Consider the following 12,453-nt stretch of genomic DNA (forward strand, 5'->3'; position numbering starts at 1 on the left):
CCGCGAGGTCTCAACTTCGAAAAGCACGGAGCCAACCTTGCGCTCGATCTTGCTCAGCTCACGTGAAGTGGACTATACCTGTCGGCGTCCGGGCAGCCATCACCAGCCGAACGGCGGTCGCGGGCAGGCACGACCGGGGGGAATCGGAAGACGGTCGACCGGCCGAGCACGACCGGCTGTGGCGCCGTCCCACTGAATCCCTCATGCACGACCCGAGCTTCACCATCATCGCGGTGCCGGGGAGGATCCGGTTCACCGCCTGAGTCCTGGAGAAGGCGAGGACTTGAGCATGGGATCCACTTCCGGCGAGCACCATGAGAGCACCACCACCGGGGGCGTCGGCCGACGCGACCTCATCAAGCGGTCCGCCGCACTCGGCCTGGTCTCCGTGCCCACGATGAGCTTCCTGTCCGCCTGCGCCAGCAGCGGAGGCGGCGGCAAGGACGACAAGCCCAAGACCGGCAAGAAGACCGCGAAGAACCCGCTGGGCGCGGACGACACCGGGCAGATGGAGTTCGTCCTCTTCGACGGCGGTTTCGGCAAGGAGTACGCCGAGGACGCGGTCAAGATCTACCAGACGAACTTCCCCAAGGCGAAGACCAAGTTCTCCGCCACCCAGAAGATCATGACCGTCCTTCAGCCCCGCTTCAACCAGGGCAACCCGCCGGACCTCATCGACAACTCCGGCGCCGAGCAGATGGACATGGGTGTCCTCGTCGGCAAGAAGCAACTGGCCGACCTCACCCCGCTCCTCGACGCGCCGTCCTACGACGACCCGAACAAGAAGGTCCGCGACACACTGCGGCCGGGCATCGTCGAGATGGGCCAGTTCGACGGCGCCCCCGTCTGGATCATGTACTACGCCTACACCGTCTACGGCGTCTGGTACTCGCAGAAGGCCCTGGACTCCCTCGACGAGAAGTACCCCGAGACCTGGGACGAGATGCTCAAGGTCTGCGCCAAGGCCAAGAAGAAGGGCATGGCCGGCTGGACGTACGCGGGCAAGTACCCGTACTACATCCCCTTCTCGCTGTACCCGATGATCGGCAAGGTCGGCGGGCGCGAGGTCCTCGACGCCATCGACAACCTGGAGCCGAACGCCTGGAAGCACCCGGCGGTCAAGGCCTGCTTCGAGGCGTACTACGAGCTGTACCAGAAGGGCTACATCCTCAAGGGCACCCCCGGTCTCGACCACATCCAGTCGCAGACCGCCTGGGCCAAGGGCGAGGCGCTGTTCCTTCCGAACGGCTCCTGGGTGGAGAACGAGTCCGCGAACGTCATCCCGGCCGACTTCGACCTCGCCGTCTCCGCGCCCTCGGGCATCGACTCCTCCGACAAGCTGCCCTTCGGCACGATCTGGGCCTCCGGTGGCGAGCCCTTCATCGTCCCGGCCCAGGCGAAGAACCCCGCGGGCGGCATGGAGCAACTGCGCATCATGCTCAGCGAGGAGTCCTCGAAGAACTTCACCGCCAAGGTCAAGTCGCTGTCGGCGTTCAACGGCGGCACCACGGGCATCGACCTCACCCCGGGCCTGAAGTCCGGTGTGGCCGCGCTGGAGAAGGCGGGAGACAACGTCCTGAACCCGCGGCTTCAGGACTGGTACGTGAAGCTCGAGAAGGAGCAGATCGGCACGGCCTGCCTCGGCGAGATGATGGCGGGCCGCCTCACCCCGGCCGAGACGATCAAGAAGATCCAGGCCTTCACGGACGAGGCCGCCAAGGACCCGTCGATCAAGCACTACAAGCACCAGTGACGATCCGTCACCGCCGCCGTCGGCCGTTCACGCGGCCGACGGCGGCGGCGATGCGGCGAAATCGGGGTCGGTAGCAATGCAGCACGGCAAGTACCGGTTCATCGTGGGGTTCCTGACCATCCCCCTCGGGCTGTACGCGATCTTCGTCATATGGCCCTTCATCCAGTCCGTCTACTACTCGTTCACGGACTGGACCGGGCTGAGCCCGGACTTCAAGATGGTGGGCTTCGACAACTACACGAGGATGTTCCACGACGACGTCTTCTGGAAGTCGCTTCAACACAGCCTGCTCTTCGCGCTGTTGGTGCCGCTGGTGACGATCGGTCTGGCGCTGTTCTTCTCCTTCATGATCAACGTGGGCGGCCGACGGCGGAAGGGCGGCCCGGCGATCTCCGGCGTACGCGGCTCGTCCTTCTACAAGATCGTCTACTTCTTCCCCCAGGTCCTCTCCATCGCCATCGTCGCGCTGCTGTTCGCGTTCGCGTACAACCCGGACACCGGGGCGATCAACTCGCTGCTGCGCGGCATCGGGCTCGGCAGCGTGCAGCCGCTGTTCCTCGGTGACCCGAGCCTCGCGCTGTGGTGTGTGATGGCGGTCCTCGTCTGGTCCACGGTCGGCTTCTTCGTGGTCCTCTTCTCCGCCGGTATGGCCTCCATCCCGGCGGATCTCTACGAGGCGGCGCTGCTCGACGGGGCGGGGCGCGCCACGACGTTCTTCAGGATCACCCTGCCGCTGCTGTGGGACACCGTGCAGTCCGGCTGGGTGTACATGGGCATCCTGGCCCTGGGCGCGGAGTCGTTCGCAGTCGTACAGATCATGACGACCGGGCCGGGCGGTCCGGACTACTCGACCACCGTCCTGGTGCTGTACGTCTACCAGAAGGCCTTCCGCGACGGTCAGGCCGCCTACGCAACCACGATCGGTGTCGCCCTGCTCGTCGTGACGCTGCTGTTCGCGGCGCTCGTGATGAAGCTGGGCCGGCGCGAGCGGCTGGAGTACTGACCATGAAGACAACCGAGACCCCCGCTCCGCTCCCGGCCGAGCCCGGCGCCACGGTGACCAAGACCGACCCCGGGCCGCCCGGCCCGGCGCCGCGGCGCAAGAAGGACGGCGCCGTCCTCAACGTCTTCTCGCACGGCATGCTCATCCTGTGGGCGTTCATGGTGGGCATGCCGCTGCTGTGGGCGGTGCTGACGTCCTTCAAGGACGACAACTCGATCTTCAGCTCGCCCTGGTCGCTGCCGGACACGCTGCACTTCGAGAACTGGTCGCGGGCGTGGACCGACGCCAACATGAGCGGCTACTTCCTCAACACCGTGGTGGTGGTGGGCGGTTCGCTCATCGGCACGCTGGTGCTCGGCTCGATGGCCGCGTACGTCCTGGCGCGCTTCGACTTCCCGGGCAACCGGTTCATCTACTACCTGTTCATCGCGGGCATGAGCTTCCCGATCATGCTGGCGCTGGTCCCGCTGTTCTACGTCGTGAACAACATGGGCCTGCTGAACACGATCCACGGTCTGATCCTCGTCTACATCGCCTACTCGCTGCCGTTCACGGTCTTCTTCCTGACCGCGTTCTTCCGCTCGCTGCCGACCTCGGTGGCCGAGGCCGCGTTCGTGGACGGGGCCTCGCACGCCCGGACGTTCTTCCAGATCATGCTGCCGATGGCGAAGCCGGGACTGATCAGCGTGGGGATCTTCAACTTCCTGGGCCAGTGGAACCAGTACATGCTGCCGACGGTCCTGAACACGGACCCGGACAAGCGGGTGCTCACCCAGGGGCTGGTCCAGCTCGCGGCCAGCCAGGGCTACAAGGGTGACTGGTCCGGCCTCTTCGCGGGGCTGGTGATGGCCATGCTGCCGGTGCTGGCGGCGTACATCATCTTCCAGCGCCAGGTGGTCCAGGGGCTCACCGCGGGAGCCCTGAAGTAGCCCGCGAAGGCCCCGCGGGGCAAGCGCCCCAAGGGATCCGCCGCGAGGATCCGCCGTAAGGGAACCGAACAAGTCAAAACACCGATGCCGCCCCTCGACCACGGGGCGGCATCGTCATGTCCTGGCCATCCATGCCCTGCCCGCCACCCGATTTCCGTCAAGGACTTGACTGCGGTAACCCGTTCAGCGGACTTTGGAGTTCACAACTTGTACGTGACCCGGGTCCCGAGGAAGTGGCCTGGGGCACACCGGTGGCCTCCCGGCCGCCGGGCCGAGGGCAGGAGTGGAGAGTCGATGGAGACTCCGGGGTCGCAGTCGTCGCTGCACCGGGCAAATCTCGAGCGCGTCGTCCGTGCGGTGCGCCTTGCCGGGTCGCTCACACAGGCCGAGATCGCCAGGACGACGGGCCTGTCCGCGGCGACCGTCTCCAACATCGTGCGGGAGCTGAAGGACGGCGGAACGGTCGAGGTCACGCCCACGTCGGCGGGCGGTCGCCGGGCCCGCAGCGTCTCCCTCAGCGGTGACGCGGGGATCGTGATCGGCGTCGACTTCGGGCACACCCATCTGCGGGTCGCGGTCGGCAACCTCGCCCATCAGGTGCTCGCCGAGGAGTCCGAGCCGCTCGATGTGGACGCGTCCGCCGAGCAGGGCTTCGACCGCGCGGAAGAGCTGGTCAACCGGCTGATCCAGGCCACCGGGGTGGACCGCGCCAAGGTCGCGGGCGTGGGCCTGGGCGTGCCCGGACCGATCGACGTCGAGTCGGGCACGCTGGGCTCCACCGCGATCCTGCCGGGCTGGTCCGGCACCAGACCCGCCGAGGAGCTGCGCCGACGGCTCGGCGTCCCGGCGTACGTGGACAACGACGCGAACCTCGGCGCCCTCGGTGAGCTGGTCTGGGGCAGCGGCCGAGGGGTCAAGGACCTCGCCTACATCAAGGTCGCGAGCGGGGTCGGCGCCGGGCTGGTGATCGACGGGAAGATCTACCGCGGCCCCGGCGGCACCGCCGGGGAGATCGGCCACATCACCCTGGACGAGTCCGGTCCCGTCTGCCGCTGCGGCAACCGCGGCTGCCTGGAGACGTTCACGGCGGCGGGGTACGTCCTGCCGCTGCTCAAGCCCGGTCACGGCCCCGATCTGACCATGGAGGGCGTCGTCCGGCTGGCGCGGGAGGGCGACCCGGGCTGCCGCCGGGTGATCGCCGACGTGGGCCGCCACATCGGCAGCGGCGTGGCCAACCTCTGCAATCTGCTCAACCCCAGCCGGGTGGTCCTCGGCGGAGACCTCGCCGAGGCCGGGGAGCTGGTGCTCGGCCCCATCCGCGAGTCGGTCGGGCGGTACGCGATCCCCAGCGCCGCCCGTCATGTCTCGGTGCTGCCGGGCGCGCTCGGAGGCCGCGCCGAAGTGCTCGGCGCACTCGCTCTCGCGCTCAGCGAGATGGGCGATTCGACCCTTTTGGACGGAACCCTGTCCCCCAATTCCCCTGCCTTCACTTAGAGAACGGATGGCATCGTTGCCATCTCGTTAAGGATTTACTTCTTGACGTCGTACGTATGGCCGACTTGACTTCCTGTCACCTCGGCCGCACCGTCGCGGCCTCGTCAGGGAGGTTTCTGAAGTGAACACGCGTATGCGTCGTGCCGCCGTTGCTGTTGCCGTGGGTGCGATGGCCGTCTCGCTGGCCGCCTGTGGCAGCGCCAAGGAGTCGGGTGGCGACTCTTCTTCTTCGTCGAGCGCGAAGAAGAAGGGTGACGCTATCAAGGTGGGCCTGCTGCTGCCGGAGAACAAGACCGCGCGGTACGAGAAGTTCGACAAGCCGTTGATCGAGAAGAAGATCAAGGAGCTGACGGGCGACAAGGCCACGCTGGAGTACAACAACGCCCGGCAGGACGCCAACCTCCAGGCGCAGCAGGTCGACACCATGATCACGAGCAAGGTCGACGTCCTGATCATCGACGCTGTCGACTCCAAGGCGATCGCCAACTCGATCAAGAAGGCCGATGACGCGGGCATCCCGGTCGTCGCGTACGACCGCCTGGCCGAGGGCCCGATCAAGGCCTACACCTCGTTCGACAACACCGAGGTCGGCAAGACGCAGGGCGCGGCTCTGCTCAAGGCCCTGGGCGGCGACGCCAAGAAGGGCAAGATCGTCATGATGAACGGCTCGCCCACCGACCCCAACGCCAAGCAGTTCAAGACGGGTGCCCACTCCGTCCTCGACGGCAACGTCACGATCGGCCGCGAGTACGACACCAAGGAGTGGTCGCCGGACAACGCCAACTCCAACATGGAGGCGGCGATCTCGGCGATCGGCAAGAAGAACATCGTCGGTGTCTACTCCGCCAACGACGGCATGGCCGGCGGCATCATCACCGCCCTCAAGGCCGCGGGCATCTCCGGTGTCCCGGTCACCGGCCAGGACGCCGAACTCGCGGGTGTGCAGCGCATCGTCACCGGTGAGCAGTTCATGAGCGTCTACAAGTCCTACCCGCAGGAGGCGGAGGTCGCCGCGGAGATGGCCGTCCTCCTCGCCCAGGGCAAGTCGCTGGACTCCATCGCCAAGGACAAGGTCGACAGCCCGACCGTCAAGCAGGTGCCCTCGCTCCTGGTCCCGGTCGTCGCGCTGACCAAGGAGAACATCAAGGACACGGTCCTCAAGGACGGCATCTACACCACCGCCGAGATCTGCACCGCGCAGTACAAGAAGGACTGCGACAAGATCGGTCTGAAGTAACCGGTCCAAGCCCCTATCCCCGTACGGGACTTCCCCTTTGAATTCCCGTACGGGACGGGTGCTCCGACAGGCGGCGTTCGCCCTGTCGCACCGAGACTCCCCCCGGCGCCCCGCATTCACCAGCCCCGCAAGCTCATGGCGGGGCGCCGGAGGGGAACCCTTCCCCCATACTCTGCACAACCTTCCGCCGGGTCAGGCGGCGAAGGAGATGGTTCACGTGTCCGCTACGCCCGTGCTGGCGTTGCGCGGGGTCTCCAAGCGGTTCGGTGCCGTTCAGGCGCTCACCGACGTAGAGCTTGAAGTCCACGCCGGTGAAGTGGTCGCCCTGGTCGGCGACAACGGCGCCGGAAAGTCCACGCTGGTCAAGACGATCGCCGGCGTGCACCCCATCGATGAAGGCGCCATCGAATGGGACGGCAAGACCGTCCAGATCAACAAGCCCAACGACGCCCAGCAGTTGGGCATCGCGACGGTCTACCAGGACCTCGCGCTGTGCGACAACATCGACGTCGTCGGCAATCTCTTCCTCGGCCGTGAGCTGACGCGGCGCGGCGTCCTCGACGAGGTCGAGATGGAGCGGCGCGCCCGCGAGCTGCTCACCACCTTGTCGATCCGCATCCCGAGCGTGCGCATCCCGATCGCCTCGCTCTCCGGCGGCCAGCGCCAGACCGTGGCCATCGCCCGCTCGATGCTCGGCGACCCCAAGCTGGTCATCCTCGACGAGCCCACCGCGGCCCTCGGTGTCGAGCAGACCGCCCAGGTCCTGGACCTGATCGAACGGCTGCGGGAGCGCGGCCACGCGGTGATCCTCATCAGCCACAACATGGCCGATGTGAAGGCCGTGGCGGACAAGGTCGCGGTGCTCCGCCTCGGCCGCAACAACGGCGTCTTCGAGGTGAAGACCACCTCGCAGGAGGAGATCATCTCCGCCATCACCGGCGCCACGGACAACGCGGTGACCCGCCGTGCGGCGCGCGCGAACGGGGAGGATTCCCAGTGAGTACCGACAAGACCTCCGAGGCACCGCAGGACGCGCGGACCGCCGAGAACCCCGAGGCCGCCGCTGCCGCGGTGACCGCGGTCGACCCCCGCCTCCTGGTGCGCGAGCAGGGACTCGCGGGCTATGTGGGGGAGTTCAAGCGCAAGATGCGCGCCGGTGACCTGGGCTCGCTGCCCGTCATCGTCGGCCTGATCGCCATCTGTGTGATCTTCCAGAGCCTGAACTCCGCCTTCCTGTCCGCCGAGAACATCAGCAACATCACCATCACGATGGTCGGCACGGGCATGATCTCGGTCGGCATCGTCTTCGTGCTGCTGCTCGGCGAGATCGACCTGTCGGTCGGTTCGGTCAGTGGTGCGGCCAGCGCCCTCACGGCCGTGTTCGCCGTCAACCAGGGCTGGCCCGAGTGGGTCGCCGTGCTCACGGCCGTCGCGGCCGGCGCGGCCATCGGCGCGGTGCACGGCTTCTTCTTCGCGGTGCTCGGCGCCCCCGCCTTCGCCGTGACCCTGGCCGGTCTGCTGTTCTGGCTGGGCTTCATGCTCCAGGTGCTGGGCGAGAACGGCACCATCAACCTCAAGAGCGACGGTCTCATCGGCCAGCTCACGACGTACTTCTTCGCCGACGTGGCAGCCGCCTACGGTCTGGCCGCGCTCGTGGTCGTCGTGTTCTTCGCCACCTCCTACCTGGGCAACCGCCGCCGTGAGGCCGCGGGCGTCCCGACCCGCCCGCTCAGCGAGACCGTCCTGCGTACGGTGCTGCTGGCGGTCGTCTCCTTCGCCGCGGCCTATATGTACAACCAGTACAAGGGCCTGCCGCTGGCCACGGTGATCTTCCTGGCCTTCCTGGTGCTCACCGACTTCCTGCTGCGCCGCACCACGTACGGCCGCAAGGTCTTCGCGCTCGGCGGCAGTGTCGAGGCCTCGCGCCGTGCCGGTATCAACGTCACGGCCATCCGGATCTCCTGCTTCGCGATCTCCGGACTCTTCGCGGCCATCGGCGGCCTCTTCCTGGCCTCCAAGATCGCCTCGGCCAACCAGAGCGCCGGTACCGGTGACCTGCTGATGAACGCGATCGCCGCCGCCGTCATCGGTGGCACCAGCCTCTTCGGCGGGCGCGGGCGCACCTGGAACGCCCTGCTGGGCGTGATGGTGATCGTCTCGATCCAGTACGGCCTCCAGTTGGAGTCCATCGCGGAGCCCGTGAAGTACATGATCACGGCGGGCGTGCTGCTCACCACGGTCGTGATCGACTCGATCACCCGCAAGACCCAGAAGACCGCGGGTCGCGCGTGACCCACCGGTCGTAAGGCCCTTGTCCGTGCCCGGTACCCCGAGCGGTACCGGGCACCGGCCTGTGCGGTCGGACGCGTGGCCTGGAATACGAGACCCGCCCGTGATCCGCGCAGGCGGAACATTAGACTCACCCCGGCGACAGCTCTATAACAGCTCGACTTCAAGGAGGCACGGGTGCCGCTGCTGACCCGCATCAGGGGACCGCGCGATCTGGACCGGCTCAACCTGGAGGAGCTGGACAAGCTGGCAGAGGAGATCCGGACCTTCCTCGTCGGCGCCGTCTCCAAGACCGGCGGCCACCTCGGCCCGAACCTCGGCGTCGTCGAACTCACCATCGCCCTCCACCGTGTCTTCGACTCCCCGCGGGACAAGGTCCTCTTCGACACCGGCCACCAGGCCTACGTCCACAAGCTGCTCACCGGCCGCCAGGACTTCTCCAAGCTGCGCAGCAAGGGCGGGCTGTCCGGCTACCCCTCGCGTGCCGAGTCCGAGCACGACATCATCGAGAACTCGCACGCCTCCACCGTCCTCGGCTGGGCCGACGGCCTCGCCAAGGCCAACCAGCTCCTCAAGAAGGACAGCCATGTCGCCGCCGTCATCGGCGACGGCGCCCTCACGGGCGGTATGGCCTGGGAGGCGCTCAACAACATCGCCGACGCCAAGGACCGTCCGCTGGTCATCGTCGTCAACGACAACGAGCGCTCGTATTCCCCCACCATCGGCGGCCTCGCCAACCACCTGGCCACCCTGCGCACCACCGACGGCTACGAGAAGTTCCTCGCCCGCACCAGGGAGGTGCTGGAGCGCACGCCCGTCGTCGGCCGCCCGCTCTACGAGACCCTGCACGGCGCCAAGAAGGGCCTGAAGGACTTCATCGCCCCGCAGGGCATGTTCGAGGACCTGGGCCTGAAGTACGTCGGCCCGATCGACGGCCATGACATCGAGGCCCTGGAGTCCGCGCTGGCCCGTGCCAAGCGGTTCGGCGGCCCGGTCATCGTGCACTGCCTGACCGAGAAGGGCCGCGGCTACAAGCCCGCCGAGCAGGACGAGGCCGACCGCTTCCACGGCATCGGCCCCATCCACCCCGACACGGGCCTGCCCATCAAGGCCGCCGCCGCGAGCTGGACCTCCGTCTTCGGCGACGAGATGGTCAAGCTCGGCCGTGAGCGCGACGACATCGTCGGCATCACCGCGGCGATGCTCCACCCGGTCGGCCTGAAGAAGTTCGCGGAGGCGTTCCCGAACCGCATCTACGACGTCGGCATCGCCGAGCAGCACGCCGCGGTCTCCGCCGCGGGCCTCGCCACCGGTGGACTGCACCCCGTCTTCGCGGTGTACGCGACCTTCCTCAACCGCGCCTTCGACCAGGTCCTCATGGACGTCGCCCTGCACAAGTGCGGAGTGACCTTCGTCCTCGACCGGGCCGGTGTCACGGGCGACGACGGCGCCTCCCACAACGGCATGTGGGACATGTCGATGCTCCAGGTGGTCCCGGGCCTCCGGATCGCCGCCCCGCGCGACGCCGAGCAGTTGCGCGCCCAACTGCGCGAGGCCGTCGACGTCGACGACGCGCCGACCGTGGTGCGCTACTCCAAGGGCGTCGTCGGTCCGGCCGTCCCCGCGGTCGGCACGGTCGGCGGCATGGACGTACTGCGCAAGGCCGACGCCCCTGTCCCGGACGTCCTGCTGGTCTCCGTCGGCGCGTTCGCTCCGATGTGCCTGGAGATCGCCGACCTCCTCGACAAGCAGGGCATCTCCACCACCGTCGTCGACCCGCGCTGGGTCAAGCCCGTCGACGAGGCCCTCGCCCCGCTCGCCGAGCGGCACCGCGTGGTCGTCACCGTCGAGGACAACTCCCGTGTCGGCGGCGTCGGTTCGGCGGTCGCGCAGGCGCTGCGCGACGCGGGCGTCGACGTCCCGCTGCGCGACTTCGGCATCCCGCCGCGCTTCCTCGACCACGCCCTGCGCAAGGAGATCCTCGCGGAGATCGGTCTGACCGCGCCGGACATCGCCCGCCAGGTCACCGGGCTGGTCTCCAAGCTCGACGGCCGGTTCGACCGCGCGGGCGCCGCGCGGACCGCGGACGCGGTCGAGTCCGCGCGCGACTGACCCGACCCACAGGTCTCCTCGGGCCGGTTCCGCCATCCTTTCCGGTGGCGGAACCGGCCCATTCGCGTGAATCCCCCTGCTTGAGGGCATATGGGGCACGCCCCCTCTCGATCATGTCGGGGACGACGAGCGTGGGAGGAAGCCCGTGAGCAGTGCCCTCTTCCGGACGAAGAACGTCGAGCAGTCGATCCAGGACACCGAGGAACCCGAGCACGCGCTCAGGAAGACCCTGTCCGCCCTGGATCTGACCGTCTTCGGCGTCGGGGTCATCATCGGCACCGGCATCTTCGTCCTGACCGGCAAGGTGGCCAAGGAGAACGCGGGCCCCGCGGTCTCCCTGGCCTTCGTCGTGGCCGGGGTCGTCTGCGCGCTGGCCGCGCTCTGCTACGCGGAGTTCGCCTCGACGGTCCCCGTCGCCGGTTCCGCGTACACGTTCTCGTACGCCACGCTGGGCGAACTGCCCGCCTGGATCATCGGCTGGGACCTGGTCCTGGAGTTCGCGCTGGGCACGGCGGTGGTGGCGGTCGGCTGGTCCGGGTACATCCGCTCGCTGCTCGACAACGCGGGCTGGCATCTTCCCGCCGCGCTCAGCAGCCGGGAGGGCGCGCACGGGTTCGGCTTCGACATCCTCGCCGCCGCGCTCGTCCTGGCGCTCACCGTCATCCTCGTCGTCGGTGTGAAGCTCTCGGCGCGGGTCACCCAACTCGTCGTCGCCGTCAAGGTGACCGTGGTGCTGATCGTGATCGTCGCGGGCGCGTTCTTCGTCAGCGGCGCCAACTACCGGCCGTTCATCCCCGCGCCCCAGCCGGTCCCGGCGGGCGGCAACCTCAAAGCCCCCCTGATCCAGCTCATGTTCGGCTGGGCGCCGTCCAACTTCGGGGTGATGGGCATCTTCACCGCCGCGTCCGTCGTCTTCTTCGCCTTCATCGGCTTCGACATCGTGGCCACGGCGGCGGAGGAGACCAGGAACCCGCAACGGGACATGCCGCGCGGCATCCTCGGCTCCCTGCTCATCTGCACCACGCTGTACGTGGCGGTGTCGATCGTCGTCACGGGGATGCAGCGCTACGCCGATCTGTCCGTGGACGCCCCGCTGGCCGACGCCTTCAAGTCCGCCGGGCACCCCTGGTACGCGGGCGTGATCAGCTTCGGCGCCGCCGTCGGTCTGACCTCCGTCTGCATGATCCTGCTGCTCGGCCAGACCCGTGTGTTCTTCGCGATGAGCCGTGACGGGCTGCTGCCGCGCTTCTTCTCCCATGTCCACCCGCGGTTCAAGACCCCGCACCGGCCGACCATCCTGCTCGGCGTGATCATCGCCATCGTCTCGGGCTTCACGAGCCTCAGCGAACTCGCCGAACTGGTCAACATCGGCACGCTCTTCGCGTTCATCGTGGTCGCGATCGGCGTGGTCATCCTGCGTCGGACCCGCCCCGACCTGCCCCGCTCGTTCCGCACACCGTTCGTGCCCTGGGTACCGATCCTGTCGGTGTGCGCCTCGCTGTGGCTGATGCTGAACCTGCCCGCCGAGACCTGGCTGCGGTTCGCGATCTGGCTGGTCATCGGCGTCTTCGTGTACGCCCTCTACGGCCGCTCGCACAGCCGCCTGGCCGAGCGGGAGGCGGCCCCGGCGAAGTAG

The 12,453-nt window shown here is 67.9% G+C and carries 9 protein-coding genes; all 9 read left to right on the plus strand.

The features are described 5' to 3' along the window. The first annotated feature begins 289 nt into the window (after positions 1-289). The 9 genes from ngcE (at position 290) to ACZ60T_RS18105 (ending at position 12,453) form a co-directional block, all read left to right on the plus strand. Positions 290-1,753 (plus strand): N-acetylglucosamine/diacetylchitobiose ABC transporter substrate-binding protein, encoded by a 1,464-nt coding sequence (gene ngcE, locus ACZ60T_RS18065; protein ID WP_469666750.1) that lies wholly within the window; start codon positions 290-292, stop codon positions 1,751-1,753. 76 nt (positions 1,754-1,829) lie between these two features. Beyond that, a complete protein-coding gene (locus ACZ60T_RS18070; protein ID WP_469666751.1) occupies positions 1,830-2,756 on the plus strand; it encodes a carbohydrate ABC transporter permease in 927 nt (308 codons plus the stop codon). A gap of 2 nt (positions 2,757-2,758) precedes the next feature. Beyond that, positions 2,759-3,685 carry a carbohydrate ABC transporter permease gene (locus ACZ60T_RS18075; RefSeq protein ID WP_469666752.1) on the plus strand — a complete coding sequence of 309 codons (927 nt, stop codon included), beginning with the start codon at positions 2,759-2,761 and terminating at the stop codon, positions 3,683-3,685. 294 nt (positions 3,686-3,979) lie between these two features. After that, positions 3,980-5,179 (plus strand): ROK family transcriptional regulator, encoded by a 1,200-nt coding sequence (locus tag ACZ60T_RS18080; protein WP_365623608.1) that lies wholly within the window; start codon positions 3,980-3,982, stop codon positions 5,177-5,179. Between the two features lie 133 nt (positions 5,180-5,312). Continuing rightward, positions 5,313-6,416, plus strand: a complete 1,104-nt coding sequence (locus ACZ60T_RS18085) for an ABC transporter substrate-binding protein (protein WP_469666969.1) — start codon at positions 5,313-5,315, stop codon at positions 6,414-6,416. 208 nt (positions 6,417-6,624) lie between these two features. Further along, positions 6,625-7,416 carry an ATP-binding cassette domain-containing protein gene (locus tag ACZ60T_RS18090; protein ID WP_252426241.1) on the plus strand — a complete coding sequence of 264 codons (792 nt, stop codon included), beginning with the start codon at positions 6,625-6,627 and terminating at the stop codon, positions 7,414-7,416. Continuing rightward, positions 7,413-8,708, plus strand: a complete 1,296-nt coding sequence (locus tag ACZ60T_RS18095) for a sugar ABC transporter permease (RefSeq protein ID WP_365623606.1) — start codon at positions 7,413-7,415, stop codon at positions 8,706-8,708. Before ACZ60T_RS18090 ends, ACZ60T_RS18095 begins: the two co-directional genes overlap by 4 nt. A gap of 174 nt (positions 8,709-8,882) precedes the next feature. Beyond that, positions 8,883-10,817, plus strand: coding sequence for a 1-deoxy-D-xylulose-5-phosphate synthase (gene dxs / locus ACZ60T_RS18100; RefSeq protein ID WP_469666753.1), 1,935 nt, complete (start codon positions 8,883-8,885; stop codon positions 10,815-10,817). A 145-nt stretch (positions 10,818-10,962) separates the two neighbouring features. Next, positions 10,963-12,453, plus strand: a complete 1,491-nt coding sequence (locus tag ACZ60T_RS18105) for an amino acid permease (RefSeq protein ID WP_469666754.1) — start codon at positions 10,963-10,965, stop codon at positions 12,451-12,453.

The sequence above is a fragment of the Streptomyces sp. NPDC104371 genome, assembly GCF_055583785.1.